The sequence below is a fragment of the Rhodococcus sp. T7 genome (genome assembly GCF_009872365.1).
GTDB lineage: Bacteria > Actinomycetota > Actinomycetes > Mycobacteriales > Mycobacteriaceae > Rhodococcus_F.
In genome coordinates this window covers 110,000-128,362 of sequence record NZ_WXYH01000333.1, presented here as the reverse complement: position 1 = coordinate 128,362, position 18,363 = coordinate 110,000, and the positions used below count along the sequence as shown (strand labels likewise).

The 18,363-nt window shown below is 66.6% G+C and carries 14 protein-coding genes; 6 read left to right on the top strand and 8 right to left on the bottom strand.

Going from position 1 to position 18,363, the window contains the following annotated elements; translation table 11 throughout:
- Positions 1-12: 12 nt before the first annotated feature.
- The 7 genes from MLGJGCBP_RS29900 to MLGJGCBP_RS29870 form a co-directional block, all read right to left on the bottom strand.
- Positions 13-234: a biotin/lipoyl-binding carrier protein gene (locus MLGJGCBP_RS29900; RefSeq protein WP_124391633.1), complete on the bottom strand. Its 222-nt coding sequence runs from the start codon at positions 232-234 to the stop codon at positions 13-15.
- Between the two features lies 1 nt (position 235).
- Positions 236-1,612 carry an acetyl-CoA carboxylase biotin carboxylase subunit gene (locus MLGJGCBP_RS29895; protein ID WP_160100119.1) on the bottom strand — a complete coding sequence of 459 codons (1,377 nt, stop codon included), beginning with the start codon at positions 1,610-1,612 and terminating at the stop codon, positions 236-238.
- 10 nt (positions 1,613-1,622) lie between these two features.
- Positions 1,623-3,161: an acyl-CoA carboxylase subunit beta gene (locus MLGJGCBP_RS29890; protein WP_087560442.1), complete on the bottom strand. Its 1,539-nt coding sequence runs from the start codon at positions 3,159-3,161 to the stop codon at positions 1,623-1,625.
- Positions 3,162-3,184: 23 nt separating this feature from the next.
- The gene (locus tag MLGJGCBP_RS29885; RefSeq protein ID WP_268960783.1) at positions 3,185-5,404 is read right to left on the bottom strand and encodes an acetate--CoA ligase family protein; all 2,220 of its coding nucleotides are present in this window, start codon (positions 5,402-5,404) and stop codon (positions 3,185-3,187) included.
- A gap of 167 nt (positions 5,405-5,571) precedes the next feature.
- Positions 5,572-6,474 carry a LysR family transcriptional regulator gene (locus MLGJGCBP_RS29880; RefSeq protein WP_087560444.1) on the bottom strand — a complete coding sequence of 301 codons (903 nt, stop codon included), beginning with the start codon at positions 6,472-6,474 and terminating at the stop codon, positions 5,572-5,574.
- Between the two features lie 238 nt (positions 6,475-6,712).
- Complete coding sequence (locus MLGJGCBP_RS29875; protein WP_087560445.1) at positions 6,713-7,582, bottom strand: ABC transporter permease; 870 nt, start codon at positions 7,580-7,582, stop codon at positions 6,713-6,715.
- 41 nt (positions 7,583-7,623) lie between these two features.
- Positions 7,624-8,454: an SDR family NAD(P)-dependent oxidoreductase gene (locus MLGJGCBP_RS29870; RefSeq protein ID WP_160100115.1), complete on the bottom strand. Its 831-nt coding sequence runs from the start codon at positions 8,452-8,454 to the stop codon at positions 7,624-7,626.
- A 326-nt stretch (positions 8,455-8,780) separates the two neighbouring features.
- On the opposite strand from MLGJGCBP_RS29870, the gene MLGJGCBP_RS29865 reads away from it, so the two are divergent.
- The 6 genes from MLGJGCBP_RS29865 to MLGJGCBP_RS29840 all read left to right on the top strand — a co-directional run bounded on the left by MLGJGCBP_RS29865 (position 8,781) and on the right by MLGJGCBP_RS29840 (position 17,509).
- On the top strand, positions 8,781-9,674 hold the full coding sequence (locus MLGJGCBP_RS29865; protein WP_236581461.1) for an ABC transporter ATP-binding protein: 894 nt from the start codon (positions 8,781-8,783) through the stop codon (positions 9,672-9,674).
- On the top strand, positions 9,667-10,473 hold the full coding sequence (locus MLGJGCBP_RS29860; protein WP_160100111.1) for an alpha/beta fold hydrolase: 807 nt from the start codon (positions 9,667-9,669) through the stop codon (positions 10,471-10,473). Before MLGJGCBP_RS29865 ends, MLGJGCBP_RS29860 begins: the two co-directional genes overlap by 8 nt.
- 49 nt (positions 10,474-10,522) lie before the next feature.
- On the top strand, positions 10,523-12,427 hold the full coding sequence (locus MLGJGCBP_RS29855) for a flavin-containing monooxygenase (protein WP_160100109.1): 1,905 nt from the start codon (positions 10,523-10,525) through the stop codon (positions 12,425-12,427).
- 47 nt (positions 12,428-12,474) lie between these two features.
- Positions 12,475-13,317 carry an alpha/beta fold hydrolase gene (locus MLGJGCBP_RS29850; RefSeq protein WP_160100107.1) on the top strand — a complete coding sequence of 281 codons (843 nt, stop codon included), beginning with the start codon at positions 12,475-12,477 and terminating at the stop codon, positions 13,315-13,317.
- On the top strand, positions 13,317-14,051 hold the full coding sequence (locus MLGJGCBP_RS29845; RefSeq protein ID WP_160100105.1) for an SDR family NAD(P)-dependent oxidoreductase: 735 nt from the start codon (positions 13,317-13,319) through the stop codon (positions 14,049-14,051). The genes MLGJGCBP_RS29850 and MLGJGCBP_RS29845 overlap by 1 nt, the downstream gene beginning before the upstream one ends.
- A gap of 164 nt (positions 14,052-14,215) precedes the next feature.
- Entirely contained in the window at positions 14,216-17,509 is a 3,294-nt protein-coding gene (locus MLGJGCBP_RS29840) for a protein kinase domain-containing protein (RefSeq protein ID WP_160100103.1), read from the top strand.
- Here the strand turns inward: MLGJGCBP_RS29840 and MLGJGCBP_RS29835 are convergent.
- Entirely contained in the window at positions 17,480-18,352 is an 873-nt protein-coding gene (locus MLGJGCBP_RS29835) for an oxygenase MpaB family protein (protein ID WP_160100101.1), read from the bottom strand. The two genes, MLGJGCBP_RS29840 and MLGJGCBP_RS29835, sit on opposite strands and share 30 nt — an antisense overlap.
- Positions 18,353-18,363: the final 11 nt, after the last annotated feature.

Below are 18,363 nucleotides of genomic sequence, written 5' to 3'. Positions count from 1 at the left end.
GAATCGATGTGCTCATGCCGTCTCGAATTCGACGAGGGGCTGACCGGAAGCGACACTGTCGCCCTCGGCGACGTGGACTGCCACGACCGTGCCTGCATCTTCGGCGAGGATCGGGATCTCCATCTTCATGGCTTCGAGGATCATCAACGTCGACTCCTCCTCCACCCGGTCACCCGGTGCGACGAGGATCTTCCACACGTTGGCACCCATATCCGACTGAATCGTCTCTGACATCTCACGCACTCCTTCTGGCCAAGTTCTTTTGTCTCTGCTGGATCTTCTCGACCACACCGGTGTCGTAACGCCCGCTCGTGAACTCTTCCGAGCCGAGCACGTCTTCGAGGAAGGGCTTGTTGGTGACGAGCCCCTCGATCACGAACTCCCTGCAGGCCGCGAGGGCGCGGGCGTGCGCCTCCTCACGGGTCGCGCCGAACGCGCAGACCTTGGCCAGCAGCGAGTCGAAGTGCGGCGTCACCTCGGTGCCGGCCGTATAGCCCGCGTCGACCCGGATACCGGGCCCCGTCGGCTCCTGCCACACGTCGATCGGCCCCGGGCGCGGGAAGAACCGTTTGGGGTCTTCCGCGCAGATCCTCAATTCGATCGCATGACCGCGCGGGACGGGGGCGAAGCCCGGGGTGGTGGTGCCCGACTGCGCGATGCTCAGCTGCTGCTCGACCAGATCGACACCGTGGGTCAGTTCGGTGATCGGGTGCTCGACCTGGATACGGGTGTTCATCTCGAGGAACACGAAGTCACCGCTGACGGCGTCGAGCAGGAATTCCACCGTGCCCGCGTTCCGATAGCCCACGGCCCGGGCGGCCGCGATCGAACTCTCGACGAGGCGCTCTCGCAGGGCCGGATCCAGGTGCGGGGCCGGGCTCTCCTCGATCAGCTTCTGGTGACGTCGTTGCGTCGAGCAATCCCGTTCTCCCAGAGTGACGATCGAACCGTCCTCCAGACCCAGGATCTGGATCTCGACGTGCCGCGCGGACGACACATACCGTTCGACGAAAACCCGATCGGAACCGAAGCTCCGGGCCGCCATCGACTTGGTGTTCTCGAACGCCTTGCGCAGGCCGTCTTCGTCGTGCGCGACGGCCATGCCGATTCCGCCGCCGCCTGCGGATGCCTTGACCATCACCGGGTATCCGAGACGCCCGGCCTCGGCGACGGCTTCGTCGCCCGTCTCGAGCGCTGCGCCGACGTCGCCGCTGATCGGCACACCGGCAGCAGCCACGACCCGGCGCGACTCGACCTTGTCACCCATCACTTCGATGACCTCGGCGCTCGGGCCGACCCACGTCAGTCCGGACTGGGCCACCAGTCGGGCGAAGTCGGCGTTCTCGGCCAGGAATCCGTAGCCCGGATGCACGGCCGTCGCACCGGCTTGCTGTGCGATTCGGACGATCTGGGCACCGTCGAGGTACGCCTGCACCGGTGTGTCGCCCTCGAGCTGAACGGCGTGGTCGGCCTCACCGATGTAGGGCAGGTCCGCATCGACCTTGTGGTAGACCGCGACGGTGCGGACACCGAGCTTGTTGGCGGTCGAGATGATCCGCCGGGCGATCTCGCCGCGATTCGCGACCAGCAGGCAATCTGGAAATGAGTTCATCACGTCGTCCTCAGTAACTCGTGGGCCAGGCGCGCAGCAGGTGCTCGCCGATGCCGTTGGTCCGGGCTCGGTAGTGGTCTTTCAGTGCGCCGAGGATGAAGTCGCGGGTCTCGGCGGGGTCGATGACCTGTTCGACGCCGAAGACGCGTGCCACGTCGTACGCGGTAGTCCCCTTGGCCATCTCGGCGAGCCGCTGCGCGTAGAGCTCGGGGTCGGATTCCGCGTCGACCCCGTGGACGACCGACACCGCGGACGTGGGATCCATGAAGCTCACCTCCGTGGACCACCAGCCTGCCGTCGTGTCGGCGGTCAGTCCGCCGCCCATGTTGATGTAGGCCTGGCCGTAGTTCTTGCGAAGCGTGACAGCGATCTTCGGCACGGTCACCAGGGACAAGGCGTTCATCCAGTTGATGACCTTGCCGGCGATCTTGTTCCGCTCGGCTTCCAGCCCGATCAGGAATCCCGGCTGATCGACGAGGAACACGACGGGAATGTTGTAGGAGTCGCAGAGCACCAGGAAGCTGGTCGCCTTGTCACACGCCGGACCGTCGAGCGCCCCGCCCTTGAACATCGGGTTGTTGGCGATGATGCCGACGCTCTGTCCGCCGATCCGGACCAGCGAGGTGTCCAGGCTCTTGCCGTAGCGTGCCTTGATCGGGAACACCGAACCGGTGTCGGCGACGATCTCGATCACCTTGCGTACGTCGTAGGTCTGGGTGCGGGTCTGGGGAACGATGTCGTTGAGTTCGGCGGCACGCTCACCCGATCCGCTCGGGACCGGCGCGACCGGCGGTGTCTCACCGTTGTGCGAAGGCAGGTACGAGAGGAACCGGCGGATCAGTTCGATCGCTTCCTCGTCGGTGTCGGCGACGGCATCGGCGTAGCCGGTGACCTCGGCGTGGACCTTCCAGCCTCCGAGTTCCTGGGCGTCGACCTGCTGACCGGTGGCGCGGCTGACCAGCCCGGGGCTCGACACCGCCAGGACACTCCCCTTGCGGAAGACCGCGAAGTCGGCGGACACGGTGTGCCAGGCCGCGGATCCGAAGCAGTATCCGAATGCTGCTGATGCCCAGGGGCTTTCGCGCTGGCGGAGGAACCGCTTCTTGCTGTTGGCGGCGCCCATTCCGGTCCCGCCCATCGCGTCCGGCATCCGGACCCCGGTGGATTCGGACAGGTAGACCAGCGGCATCCCGACCTGGACGACGAGTTCCTTGAAATGGGACATCTTCTTGTTGCTCACCGGACTGCTCGACGACCCCTTGACGGTGAAGTCGTAGGCGATGACGGCTGCGCGCCTGCCGTCGACCTCGCCGGTTCCGGTCACCTTGCCGTCCGCGGGTGTCTTGTCGCGATCGGCGTCGACGGCCGAGGTCGTGAACAACCCGCTCTCCCGGAAGGTTCCGGGGTCGAGCATCAACGCGATCCGCTCGCGGGCGTTGAGTTTGCCCTCGGCGCGCCGCTGTTCCAGCTTCTTCGGGCCACCCATCGCCAGCGCGGCTGCGCGGCGTTCTTCGTGCTCCTGCTCGCGGCTGAGCGTGGGTTCAGCCATCACTGTGTCCTGTGACATCTCTACTACCTTCCGTCTGCGTCGCGTGACGCCTGGTATGTCCGCTGTCCCTGCTCGAGAACCGCCCGTGCGGCGAGGGCCGCGTCCTCGAAGGCCGGGAAGACCGGGATTCCGCGGGTGCGGGCGCGGTGCGCGTACGTCTTGATCAATGCCTCCGTCTCGGCGCTGCCGTCCGTCTTGAGCACGAGAAGCTGGTGGGTGTTCGACGCGGCCTCGTCGCGGGCACCGGCGATCGAGTCGATGACGGTGCCGGTCACGTCGCCGTGGGTTTCACCGAGGTTGCGCTGGATGATGCCCACGTTGAGGTGGGAGATCAGCACTGCCGGCTCGCTACCGGCGAGCACCACCGCGAGAACGTCCTTCGCGATCGCACCGTTCTTGACGGCGAGCGTCCCCGCGGGCACGTCGATCGGGTTGCGCAGTCCGTTGCCCGGCGGCAGGCCCAGGCCGTCCAGTTCCTCGACTACGGAATCGGCGAGCGGCGGTGTGGCCAGTCCCTGCCGCCCGAGTGCGTCGGCGCCGAGGACACTCGCTCCGCCGCCGTTGCCGAACAGAACGGCATCGCGACCGTTCGGCTTGACGGTGAGGTCGAGTGTGGACAGGGCATGGAGGGCCGTGGCGAAGTCCTCGAGCGAATCGACGAGGGTCATTCCGGCCTGCCGCGCGATCGCGGGCCACAGCCGGTGATTTCCCGCGAGGGCGCCGGTGTGGCTGGTCGCCGCCCGCGAGCCTTCGCTGGTTCGGCCACCGGCGAGAAGCACTACCGGCTTGCGTATTTCGGCCCGGGCAAGCACGTCGAGGACCTCGCGTGCCGCGGCGAGCGACTCGAGGTACAGGCCGATGACCCGGACCTCGTCGTTCCGCAGGGCGGATTCGACGAGCTCGGCGGCGGTGACGTCGGCGCCGTTCCCGATGCTGACCACGCTGTGAAAGTCGATCCCGCGCAACGATCCGACGCGCAGGATGTCGACACTCAGCCCTCCGCTCTGCGAGACGACGGCCGTCGTTCCGGGCGTCAGGGGGGCTTCGGGCACGAACGAGAGCCGACCGGCCGAGGCGTGCGTGCCCAGGCAGTTCGGGCCGATCAGCCGAATGCCCGCGTCGCGGACGGTCTGGACCAGGGTCTCCTCGAGATCCTTTCCTTCCTCGACCTCACCGAATCCACTGGAGATCACCTGGGCGAACCGAACTCGACCGGCGCCTCGGCTCAGCGCCTCGCTGACACGGCTCGCGGGCAGCGCCACGAACGCGTAGTCGATCGGTTGATCGACCTCGGCCAGCGACCGCGCCGTGGGAAGTCCTTCGATGCTGTCCGCGGTCGGGTGGATCGGCACGATGGTGCCGTCGAAGCCGCCGCTCAGAATGTTCCGGATGAACCGGTTGGCGAGATTCGGCCGCTGACCGCTCGCGCCGAGGACGGCGATCCTGCGCGGATGGAACAGCGGCGTGAAATCCGTGGCCCGGTCGTCACCACGGTCCCCGGGTGCGGGTCCGGCGTCTTCCACCGGACCGACGACGAAGCGCGCGTCCACGGCCACTGCCCGTGTTCCGGAAACGATGACCGGGTTCAGGTCGATCTCGATCACGTCGTCCGGCAGCGACTGCAGCAGACCGTTCGGCCCGGCGAGCCGCGAGATCAGCGTCACCAACGCCGGAATGTCTGCCTTCTCGCCGCCGCGGGCTCCGTCGAGCACCTTCATGCCGCGCAGTTCGTGCAGCATGTCGAGAATCTGGTCGTTCGCGAGCGGTGTGAGACCGAACGCAACGTCCTCGAAGACCTCGACCAAGACGCCGCCGAGGCCCACCATGACGGTCCAGCCCAGCCCCGGGGCCCGAACCGCTCCGACGATCACTTCGTGACCGGACGGCACCATTTCCTCGACGAGCAGGCCCTCCAAGCAGTGCCCGGCGGCGGCCAGTTGCTCGCCCATCCGTGCAGCGACCTCGTCGATCTCGTCGCGGCGCACCCCCACCCGCACGCCGCCGGCGTCGGACTTGTGGACGAGCGTGGACGAGATGGCCTTGACGACCAACGGCTCGCGAAGGTCGTCGGAAATCGACTGGCCGACAGCAATTTCGATGCCCCGGGGGGTGTCGATCCCGAGAGCGGAGAGCAGGGATTTACCTTCCGCCTCTGTGAACATCGCCGATTCTCGTTCCCGTGCAACGGAAATGAGTTCGGCGACTGCGTCCCGGGTGCATGGCTGTGCTGTATCGACTGACACCTGAAGTTCCTCACTGAACGTCGGATCCGGCGGCGATCTCGCTCGCTCGGCACGTATTCAGTGTGGTCAGCCGCACAGGGCTTGGGAAGGTCCGCAGCGTTGGCGGGGTGATACGGGTGCGCTATCGGGCCGTCGCCGACGAGTCGGCGTCCCGGTCGACGGCGCTGTCAGAAGTTCTTGGCAGATTCCCGCAACAGGCCCAAAAATGCCTGCACCGCAGACGTCCGCGCTTCGTCGTTTCTGACGATCGCGGAGATGCGGGCATGCGCCCACTCGAAAGGAAGGGGCACGAGCGCGACGCCGTTGCCGCTCACCGTCGAGCTGAGAAGTGTGTTGGCCATGCAGATCCCGACGCCGGCGCGCACCATGTTCTGCGATGCTTCGGCGTTGTTGGTGGCGTAGACGATCCTGGCCTCGATCCCGTCGAGTAGCTGCTCGAAGGCGGTACGGAGAATGCTGGTCTCCGCCGGGAAGATCAGCGGCTCGCCCTCCAGGTCGGAGGCCTCGAAGCCGTCCTTGGTGGCGAGGCGATGGTTCTCCGGGACCGCCAGCACCAGCCGGCCGGAGATCAGGTCGACGTGGTGCAGCAGGGCCTGCTCTGCCGGAATCAGATCGATGCCGGCCAGACGCGTCACCAGACCCACGTCGAAATGGCCGCTGAGGACGCCGCGGCTCACCATTCGCGATGGACCTTCCTCCACCTCGAAACGCACATTGGGAAAGTCGCTCAACAGGCGCTTGACCACCCCGGGAAGGATCGTCTGCGATCCCGCGGGCACCGTGCCCAGGCGGACCGTGCCGAGTTTCAGGCCACCGATGGCGCTGGCCTCCTCGCGCATCAGGTGTTCGGCCTGAACGGCGGCGACCACGTGCGGCAGGATCCGTTCGGCCGCATACGTCGGCCGAACCCCCTTGGCACCACGAACCACGAGCACGACGCCGAGGTCCTCCTCGAGCCGCTGCACCTGGTTGGTGATCGTCGGCTGGGAGATGTCGAGTTCCTTGGCGGCTTGACGGAACGATCCGGTCCGAAGCGCTGCTTCCAGATATCGCAACTGCTCGAATCTCATCGGTCTCCCTCGGTGCTGCTATGCGACGTGGCCCACATTACAGCTCGCCGGGGGCTCTCCGAACTCAGCGTCGGGCTGTTCGCGGCGATCGCCACGAAACCTCGAACCGACCGACGCGGGTCGGTCGGTTCAACAGGTCGTGGAGTCCCGTCGAGTCCCGCGAGAGGGAGCCGTCCTCGACGGGAATCGTTGTCCCCGTGGTGTATCCCGCGGCAGGTGAGCGGAGATCTTCACCGACCTATCTCGTCCACTTGGTGACCAGTTTCTGCAGACCGGAGATCGAGACGTCCAGGACCATGGACAGCAATCCCATGGCGATCAGGATCGCGAAGGTTTCCGCAACCTGGAAATTGTTGGTGACGACGACGAGGCGCTGCCCCAGGCCGGTGTAGGCGCCGACCATTTCCGACACGACGGCGCCGAGCACCGAGTAGACCGCGCCGAGCCTCAGGCCGCCGACGATGGCCGGCAGAGCCGCGGGAATCTCGATCTTGAAGAAGCGCTGGGTCCGCGTCATGCCCAGCGACTTGGTCAGCTGAGCGATGTCGTGGTCGATGCTCTTCATCGCACCCATCGTGCTGGTCATCAGGACGAAGAACACGACGCTGAAGGCGACGAGGGCCTTCGGTCCGAAACCCAGGCCGAACCAGAGGATGAAGATCGGTGCCAGCGCGGGACGCGGAAGGCTGTTCATCAAGGTCAGGAACGGTGAGGCCGCGGTGTGGAGCACCTGGACGCGGGCGAAGACGACGCCCGCGAGGATGCCGGCGATCGCACCGGTCACCAGCCCGACCATCGCCCCGCTGAACGTCGCCGTGACGTCGGTCCAGAAGACGCCGTCGCTCAGCTGGGCGATGAACGCGCGCGCGACATCGAGAGGGGCGGAGATCATCATCGGGTCGACGATCATGTTTCCGGAGACATAGGCCCAGACGGCGACGAAGAGTGCGAGTGCACCCACCCGAAGCGACCAGACGAGGATCTTTTCGTTGCGCCGCGCGCGACGCCGCTCCACGAGGATCGTGTTGTCGATGTCCGCCGGTTCGTCGTTGTTCGCGACTCCGCCGATCGACGCGATCGTGCGGGGCGCTTCAGTGATGGATTCCATGGCGGGACCTTCCCTTCGAGTCTTCTGGACAGCTGTGCAGGTCAGGCATCGAGCGGTCCTCGGACGAGTTCGACGTCGGCGGCCGAGGAGGTGTGGGGGCCGCCCGTCACCTGCAGGACGGTTCCCGTGATGAAGCTTGCGGCGTCGGAGCACAGGTAGAGGCACGCATCGGCGACCTCTTCAGGCCTTCCGACGCGTCCGAGTGCGAGGTAGCGACCGAACTTCTGCTCGGTCTCGGGAGATGCGAAACGAGACGCGGGTGTCAGGGTGGCGCCGGGTTCGACGCAGTTGACTCGGATGCCGCGATCCGCCCATTCCCAGGCCATCGTCTTCGTCAGCGAGGCGAGCCCCGCCTTGGCTGCCGCGTAGGCGCCGCGGAGCGGGTGTGCGTGGTTGGCCGATCCGGATCCGACGTTGATGACGTTTCCGCCGCCCTGACGTTCGAAGACCGGCAGGCATGCGCGGGCAGCGTGGAAGGCCCCGCTGAGGTTGGTGTCGATCGTCGCGTTCCAGGCATTGACCGACAGGTCCTCGAGGCGCGATGCGAAGTTGCCGCCGGCATTGTTGATCAGGACGTCGATCCGACCGAACCGTTCGAGGGCGGTCCGGACGAGATCTTCGGCAGTCTTCGGCTCGCGGATGTTGCCGGCGACGAGGGCGGCCTTCCGTCCGAGCGCTTCGACACTCTCGACTCTCGCCTGGAGCGTTTCGGCGTTGCGCCCGTGCAGGATCAGATCTGCTCCCGCTTCCGCGAACTTGTCGGCGAGCGCCGACCCGATGCCTCCGGAAGCGCCCGTCACTATGACGACCTGGTCCGTGAAGTCGAAAGTGGTCTGACCGACCTTGTTGATGGTGGCGGCTTCTCTGGTCACCTGACGTCCTCCTCGTGATTCGCACCCTGTGTGGGCAGCTTGTGACGCACTGGGAGCCGTTCCCGGCAAGGTGCGTTCGAGTTAGCGTCGTGCCATTCGGGGCCGTGGACAATGACTGAATCGCTATCAAGGCGATAGCCCCCGCGCGGGCCTCTTTTCCTTGACACCGTCGCCGACGTGTTCAACGATTCATGGGCCGATAGGGTGATATTCACCACAGGGTCGTGCAGTCCGGATCCACCGCGGATTTTTGTGCCGATTCAGCAGATCGTCCGGCACGGGAGGCAGCGATCGGTCGGCCCCGCACACACATCATCGGATTGACGGTGTCCGATTCATCCCTACGGTCAAACAGTGAGAGTGAGAATCTTGTGACTGGTCCAGCTGAAACTACGACGAGGCCCACTACCGCCAAGGGGGTCTCCGTCGAGTTCGAAAATGTCCGCCACGCGTTCCTCCACGGCAATCGACCGGTGCGCGTGCTGGACGACTTCAACCTCCGCATCGAGCCGTCCGAGTTCGTCAGCATCGTCGGTCCGTCCGGCTGCGGGAAGACCACGGCGCTCGGCATGGTCGGCAACCTCCTGAAGCCGCGCAGTGGAACCGTTCGCATCGACGGAGCGGAGGTGAGGCCCGGCAGCAATGACGCCGCTTTCCTCTTTGCGCGTGATGCGCTCCTACCGTGGCGACGGGTCCGCAGCAACGTCGAACTCGGCATGGAGGTCCGGGGCGTCCCCAAGGCGGAACGACGCGAGCGCGCCGAGGAATGGCTTCGTCGCGTTCGTCTGCACGAGTTCGCCGACTCGGATGTTCTCCACCTCTCGCAGGGCATGCGCCAGCGCGTTGCGATCGCCCGCACCCTGGTCCAGAGCCCCGGGGTCCTCCTGATGGACGAGCCGTTCGCAGCGTTGGACGCCCAGACCCGCGCGATCCAGCAGGAGGAGTTCCTCCGATTGTGGGAGGCCGAGCGACCGACGGTCATCTTCGTCACCCACGACCTCGAAGAGGCCATCCTGCTCAGCGACCGCGTCATCCTGATGGCCAGCAGGCCGGGCCGCATGGTGGTCGACATGAAAATCGAACTCGAGCGGCCGCGGCATCAGGAGATGCGCAGGTCCTCCGATCTCTTCAAATCCTATTTCCACGATATGTCCTCCCGGCTCCGGGCCGAAGTCGATCTCGCCGAACAGCGGATGATGGAAGAAAACCAGAATGACTGAAACTCTGCAGACTGCGACTACCGCCGATGGCGCCACCATTGCCTATCAGCAATTCGGCCTGGGGCCACGCCTGATCACGTGCCTGCACTCCCTGGCATTGGACGGATCCTGGTATGCGCCTTTGGCCGAGGCTCTCGGCGACGACTACCGTCTGCTCGCGCCGGATTTCCGCGGGCACGGCATGACTGCGCGCGGAGGATCTGCCATCACTCTCGGTCTCATTGTCGGGGACGTTGCCGCGATGTGGGACGCCGAGAACGTCGAGAGTTCCGTGGTGCTGGGAATTTCCTTGGGCGGCATGGTCGCTCAGGCGGTGTCGGGCAGCTTCCCGAACCGGGTCGACGCGCAGATCCTGATGGCCACCCGGGGCGCCTATGATGAGGAGGCCATTCGCGGAACTTCGGCCCGCGCGGCCGAGGTTCGTGCCCCGAACGGCCTCGAGCAAGCCGAGGAGATGACCATGCATCGCTGGTTCGGCGACGCATCGCGAAACGAGGCAGACCCGTTGGTTCGGAAAGCTCGCGGACAGTTCCGGAGCGCCGGCGGCAACACCATCGGCGCCTATTTCGACGCCATGACCGAGGTCGGCGCGTTTCACACCGATTCACCGCCCCCGACCCTCGTGGTCGGCGGCGACGACGACCGAAGCACCCCTCGTGCGGTGATCGAACAACTCGCCGCGTCCATCCCGGGCGCCGAACTGCGTTTCGCCGAGGGCGGGCACCTCGCCGCCTTCGACAACCCCCGCGAAGTCGCCGCCACGGTGCGACCTTTCCTCGAGGGCCTCGACTGCTGGTAGCCACTCGGCCCACGTGCACACTGGTTCCACATACTGCTACGGAGACGACATGGATTTCACGCTCGATCGCGCGATGACAGAGGATGAGCTTCGCGCACACCTCGATTCGGCCCTCACACCCGCGCTCCTGATGTTGACGGCCCACGTCACGGGTGACGCCGGCGTACTGCGTACGGAATGGAAGCCCGACCGGGCGACGTTGCCTGCCAGTGGACTCGCACCCGAGACCGACGCGGAGATCAGAGCCTTCTGCCTGAAGCGCCTCGCACCGTATCTCGCCTCTCAGCGGGACTGGGCTGCGCTGCCGGACGATTTCCTGCGTGAGTCGATGTGCACCTGGTTGATGGACGACAACATCGAGGACGCCCAGGCTCTGGCCGCGGTGGCCTTCACACCAGACGACAGCGATCCTCGCGGGCCGGAGTGGAGTCTCGACGAGATCGCCCCCGACAGCGGCCTGAGCGCCGTGGTCATCGGCGCCGGATTCTCCGGTCTCCTGGCCGGACTCCGACTGAAGCAAGCGGGTGTGCCCTTCACGATCCTAGAGAAGAGCACGAATGTCGGTGGCACGTGGTACGAGAACAGCTACCCGGATTGCCGGACCGACGTCCGCAGCCACATCTACACGTACTCGTTCGTTCCGCACGACTGGGTCACGCACTTCGGCCGCCAGCAGGCCATCCACGAGTACCTGTACAACTTCGCGGCGAAGAACGGCCTCCTGGAGCATATTTCGTTCGGCACCGAGGTGACCGCGACCCGGTGGGACGAGAGCACCAGCACCTGGACGATCGACACCCGCACGTCCGACGGCGTCGTCGGCTCAGCCGAAGCTCAGATCGTCGTCAGCGCTGTGGGACAACTGAACCGGCCGATGATCCCCGCCGTCGACGGCCTCGACACTTTCACCGGCCCGGTCATGCATTCCGCGCAATGGGACCACAGCATCGATTTCGCCGGCAAACGCGTCGTCGTGATCGGAACCGGCGCCAGCGCACTGCAATTCGCACCGGCGGTCGCGAAGGAAGCGGAGCACGTCACGATCTTCCAGAGGAGTGCTCCCTGGTTGCGGTCGACGCCGGTGCTCCGGCAGGAGATCGACCCGGGCGAACGCTGGCTCCTCACGAATCTGAAGCACTACCGCGCCTACTACCGCTTCTCCATTTTCCTTCCCCGCCTCATCGGCAACCTCCCGGCCGCAACGGTGGATCCGGACTTTCCGCCGACCGAGGTCTCGGTGTCCGCGGCCAACGAGGCCCTTCGTGTCGAGCTGACCGACTACCTCACCGAGCAGGCCGGCGACCGACTCGATCTGCTCGAGCAGATCATGCCCGACTACCCGCCCGCGGCGAAGAGGATCATCTGCGACGACGGCACGTGGGTTGCCACCCTCAAGCGGGACAACGTCCGCCTGGTGAGCCAGGCCGTGCAACGGATCGACAAGGACGGTGTCTGGATCGGCGACGAGCACGTCCCCGCCGACATCATTCTGTTCGGAACCGGTTTCAAGGCTTCGGAATTCCTCGTCCCCATGACGGTGACGGGCATCGGCGGACAGGACCTGCATCAAACGTGGGGCATCGACGCCAGCGCCTACCTCGGCATCACGCTGCCCGGCTACCCCAACTTCTTCTGTATGTACGGCCCCAACACCAACACCGTCATCCACGGAAACCTGGTGTTCTTCCTCGAGTGCCAGGCCGCGTACATCATCAGCGCGGTCCAGATGCTGGCGAAGGGTGGCCACCGTTCGATGGCCCTGCGACCGGACGTGTTCACCGAGTACACCGACGAGGTCACCAAGGAGAGCGCCAAGCGCACCTGGGGCTGGTCGAAGACCCACAGCTGGTATCAGAATGCCGCCGGGCGGTCCACCATCATGTGGCCACTCCCGGCCCGGCAGTACTTCGAGCGCACCAGCGCCGTGCACGACGAGGACTACGACATCCACTGACCCGCACGACGTCATCATCCGTACCGTTCATTTCACCGGAGGCTATTTTGATCACCGAGACGACGGCAATTGTCGCCAACCTCGAAACCCGCTACCTGACAGGCGGTCCGGAAGACGGCGTCCCCGTCGTGTTCCTGCACGACGGCGCCTGGGGCGGCAGCGCCGACGTGACCTGGGGGCAGGTCCTGCCCCTGGCCGCAGAGAAGTACCGGGTCATCGCCCCGGACTTCCTCGGCTACGGCGGATCCGCCAAGTCCGTTCGCCTGGACGTCTCACCGTTCGCTTTCCGGATCCGGCACGTCTTCGCGTTGCTCGACCACCTCGGCATCGACGGCCCGGTGCACCTGGTCGGAAATTCGTTCGGTGGATCGGTGGGTCTGCGGGCGCTCGCCGACGGTGACTACCGATCCCGGATCGCCTCCGTCACCACACTCAGTGGCACCGGCGGCCCCTGGAAAGCACCGGACATGGGCAAACTGCGCGACTTCGACGGTTCGGTTGCCGGTATCGAGGCGTTCGTCGACCTGCTGTGTGACGACTTCTCCGGCAGGGCCGAACAGGTGGACGCCCGGTACAGGTGGGCCGTCGCGCCCGGTCACTTCGGGTGCATGAGCGCTCCGCATCTGCCGGTACCCGAGGCGTTGCGCAAGGAGCGCCCCGCCGATCCCTACCCCGCCACACTTGCCGGCGTTCAGACCCCCGTGCTGCTCCTGGAGTGCTCCGAGGACGTGCTACTCGAGGCCGGGTGGAGCAAACACCTCCAGGCCGAACTCCAGAATTCCCGCGCCATGGTCCTGCCGTACCGGCACTGCCCGAACATCACCCACCCGCGGGAGACGTGGGCCGTGATCGGCGAGTTCCTCGACAGCTGCACCGGCGGTACGAACTGATGCCGACCCCGGGCGGCACAGCCGCGGCAGCATCCACCGTGGGTTCGCTCGTTCTCACCGGCGGATCGTCCGGAATCGGCGCCGGGTTGGCGGGCGATCTGGCCGGCGAGTGGGACATCACCGTCGTCGATCGGGATCTGCCGGAAACGCCTGCCCCCGGCGTGACGTACCTCCAGGGCGACATCACCACCGACGATGCGGTCGACACGGTCCGCAAGACCCTGACCGAGAAGGGCCGGGCCACGATCGACGGCATCGTCCACTGCGCGGGCATCGGCGCATTCGGCCCCTTCATGGAGATGCCGAAGTCCGAGTGGGAACGGGTGCTCCTGGTCAACCTTCACGGAACACTCAATTTCGTCCAGGGCGTCGCCGACATCGTCGCGGACGGCGGCAGAATCGTCCTGTTCTCGTCCGGGACGGTCTTCAAGGCCCCGGCGAGCGCAGCGGCGTACGCGGCCTCCAAGGCCGGCGTCATCGGCTTTGCCCGCAGCCTCGCCGCGGAACTCGGAGCCAGGAACATCACGGTCAACGTGATCGCCCCCGGTTTGGTGCTAACCCCACTCTCGACGTCGATCGCCGCAGGTGAAGAAGCCAACATCAACACGCGAGCGATCAAACGCCCCGCGACGGTCGAGGACTTCATCGGCCCGACCCGCTTCTTCCTCTCCCCCGACTCCTCCTTCGTCACCGGGCAGACGCTCGTCGTCGACGGGGGTTCGATCCGCCGTTAGGCGGCGCCGGACCCACCGCCAGTCGCCTGCTCGACGGCCGCGTGACCGAATTCCGGATCGTCTCGGTCCCGCGGCCCGAGTGGCGGCGATACTCTGGGAAGGGTCGTCGAGAGGTAGGCGGATGACACCACGGTTCCCGGGGCGGCACAGGGGCGGATAGCACGGTGGCAACCGACGGCGATCCGCTCCGCACACAGCGCGATACCGACACCGCGACGACAGATGAACTGCGCGCGGCCGGGTTCGACGATGCCCGGGAGATCGGGCGTGGGGGCTTCGGCGTGGTGTACCGCTGCACCCAGTCCGCTCTGGACCGCGCGGTGGCGGTGAAGGTTCTCAGCGGCGACCTCGACGACGAGAGCCGGGCCAGGTTCCTCCGTGAGCAGCGGGCGATGGGCAGGCTGACCGGGCACCCGAACGTCGTAAGTGTGCTCGAGGTCGGCGTCACGCCGAGCGGGCGGCCGTTCCTGGTGATGCCCTACCATCCGCAGGACTCCCTCGACACCCTGATTCGCCGGCAAGGCCCGCTCACCGTCACCGAGACGTTGCGGCTGGGCGTGAAGATCGCCGGCGCGCTCGAGACGGCGCACCGGTTCGGCATCGTGCACCGCGACGTCAAACCCAGCAACATCCTGCTCACCGACTACGACGAACCGGCGCTGACGGACTTCGGCATCGCGCACATCACCGGCGGATTCCAGACCGCCACCGGAACAATCACCGGATCACCCGCGTTCACCGCCCCGGAGGTCCTCGAGGGCGACTCCCCGAGTCCGTCCTCGGACGTGTACGGCCTCGGGGCGACACTGTTCGCCGCGCTGACCGGGCACGCGGCATTCGAGCGCAGGAGCGGTGAACAGGTGGTGGCGCAGTTCCTGCGGATCACCACGCACCCGGCGCCGGATCTGCGTGAGTCCGGAATCGAAGCCGACGTAGCCGCCATGCTGGAACAGGCCATGTCGCGAGACGCGCACGAGCGCCCGTCCGCGGAGGTACTGGGTGAAACGCTGCAGGACATCCAATTTCGCCGCGGTGTCCCCGTCGACGCGATGGCGTTGGGCCCGGACCCCGACGCGGACCGACCTCCGGATCGCCCCGCACGACCGCCGACAGGACGATCCACCGGTTCCTCGGGATCGCCTACCGACGGAAGCCTTCCCCTGGACCTGACGAGTTTCGTCGGCCGGCGAAAAGAGCTCGCCGAGGCCAAGAAACTGCTCTCGGCGTCACGGCTGGTCACGTTGACCGGAATCGGCGGTGTCGGCAAGACCCGACTGGCACTGCGCGTCGCGACCAACATCCGGAAGGCATTCGACGACGGGGTCCGGCTGGTCGAATTGGGCGAACTGCGCGACGGATCGTTGCTGGGAGAAGTCGTGGCGGCCGGGCTCGGATTGCGGCAGCGGTCACCGAGACCGCTGCAGACCCTCGTGGAGTTCCTGGAGCCGCGCGACATGCTGCTGGTCCTCGACAACTGCGAGCAGGTGGTGGATGCGGCGGCAGACCTGACGGAGACCGTGCTGCGCACCTGCCCCGGCCTGCGGATTCTCGCAACCAGCCGCGAAACATTGGACGTCGCGGGAGAAGCCGCCCTGCGCGTTCGCCCACTGACACTTCCGGATTCGGACAAGGAGCCGTCGCTGAAGAGCCTGCCCGGGTACGACGCGGTGACGCTGTTCGCCGAACGGGCCGCCACGGCGGTACCCGGCTTCGAGATCACCGAGGACAACGCCGCCACCGTCGCCCAAATCTGCATCCGGCTCGACGGACTGCCCCTGGCCATCGAATTGGCGGCGGCGAGACTGCGCTCGATGTCGCCGGAACAGATCCTGGAGCGATTGACCAACCGGTACGAGCTGCTGACCCGCGGAAGCCGGAGTGCACCGAGCCGGCAGCAGACGCTGCGGTGGAGCATCGACTGGAGCTACGACCTGTGCCTCCCCGCCGAGCAGCAGCTGTGGTCGCGGCTGTCGGTCTTCGCAGGCAGCTTCGAGCTGGACGCCGCCGAGGAGGTGTCCATGTACGACACCGAACCGGCCGATCTGATCGATCTCGTCGCGTCGCTCGTGGACAAGTCGATCCTCATCCGCGAGGGCTCGGGGGCGGTGGTGCGGTTCCGGATGCTCGAAACGCTGCGCGAGTACGGCCGGGAGAAGCTCGAACAGGACGGCACTCTCCCGGACCTCCGGCGGCGGCATCACAGCTGGTACCGGCAATTCGCCCGCCAGGCCGAATCCGAATGGATCGGCCCCCGGCAGGTCGCCTGGCTCGCCCGGCTCGAGCGGGAACAACCCAACCTGCGCGAAGCGATGGAGTACGGCCTGTCCACGGCCGCCGACTCGGCCGACGCGGGGCTGGAGATCGCGACCGCGCTGTATCCGTTCTGGGTTTCGCGTGGGCTGCTCCGCGAGGGACGCCGCTGGCTCGACCGCGCGCTGGCGCAGGAGGGAGAACACGACACCGCACTCCGAGTCAAGGCGTTGCATTCGGCCAGTGTCCTCGCCAGCAGGCACGAAGACCTGGAGCGGGCAGCCGAACTGATCGACGAGGGGCGTGTTCTCGCCGAGACCCGGGGCAGTGCATTCGATCGCGCACTGATGCTTCAAGCCGACGGAGCACACGCACTGCACGGCGGCAACCCGGAGCACGCCGTCAGCTCGTTCACCGAGGCTCTCGAGGTGTTACGCGGCGAGCGCAACCTCCTGGCGCACGTCACGGCGCTGCATGCGCTCGGATTGGCTCACGAGATCCTCGGGCACGCCGAGGCCGCCACCCGCTGTCTCGACGAGGCGATCCGGATTACCGAATCACACGGGGAATCGGTGTACCTGGGCCGCTCGTCCCTGACCCTCGGGCTGGTGATGTGGCGGGAGGGTGGCGACCGTGATCGCGCGGTGCAGCTGCTGCGCAAGGGACTCGAGCTGGCCCGCGTGGTCGACGATCCGTTCGGAGCCACCTGGTGCCTCGAGATCCTTGCCTGGATCTCGTCCCGCGAGAACGATTTCCACCGCGCCGCCGTCCTGCTTGCGGCGGCCGAGATGCTTCGACGGAGGGTGGGCACGTCCATCGTCCAGATCCCCGACCTGACCGAATCCCACAAGGAGTGCGAGCTCGTCACGCGGCGCTCGCTCGGTGCGCGGGCGTTCGAGACTGCGTCCCGTGAGGGCGAGGCGCTGGGCTTCACCGCCGCCGCCGCGTATGCCCTGGGCGAACGTCTCCCGGCAGCGCCGCGGCGCGGCGATCCCGCGGCGGCACTGACCAAGCGCGAACGCCAGGTCGCCGACCTGGTCGCGCAGGGCCTGACCAACAAGGCGATCGCCGCCCGACTCGTGATCTCTCAGCGCACCGCGCAGGGACACGTCGAGCACGTCCTCGCGAAACTCGGATTCTCATCCCGGGCTCAGATCGCGGCCTGGGTCACGGAACTGTCAGCAGACCCGGGTGGCCCGAGACCCTGATGCCGTTCCGTCGCACGCCCTTCGGGCGATGGGAGTCAGCCGCCACCGCTCGGGCACGATCCGGAAACCGAATCGCACGGCTGCTCCGAATCGGCGGAGCCTGCGCTCGTCGGCGGCGGACCACTCCCAGCCGAGCTTGTCGCGGGCGACGGGCGGCAGCGTTCCCCGGGCGATCCAGACGAGTAACCGTCCGAACGCGGGACCGACGAGACGCCACACGACCTCGGGGATGCGATCGTCGGGACGTGGCGTCGGCAGCCCACTCAGAAGCCGCGACCTGCGCACCGTCTCGGTCTTCTCCAGAACGGTGCCGACCATCTCGTCCCAGTAGTCCACGAAATCGGCGTACGTCTCGGGCAAGTGGGTGGCCGACACCCCGTAGAGCGCGTACCACTGCTTCGATTCCTGATACAGCTGTTCCTTCTCGCCGGTGGTGAGCGGTTCACCGAAGTAGTCGGCGACCACGTACTGGGTGCCGAGGAACGTGGCGTGCGCCCAGAAATACGGACCCGGGTTCAGCGCGTGGTACCGCCGTCCGTCGTCGGTGGTGCCCTTGATGTCCTTGTGCATGTCGCGGATCGTCTGGGCCTCCGCGCCCGTCGGATCGTAGAGCGCCCGGATGATCGGCCCAGCGGAACGGGCGAGCCGGGCGAGTTCGTTGTCGAAGACCGTCGAGTGCTGCACGAGGGCGGTATCGATGACGGGGTGCATCACCTGCAACGTGCCCGACCACGAAATGAGCAGCGCCGTTCGCCAGTCGCCGAACCGGTGCCACGTCAGCGAGTCGGGTCCGAGCGCGGACGCAGTCGAACGGCGTTGGGGCGGAAGCTCGGTGGTGGTCATGGCGATCTCCT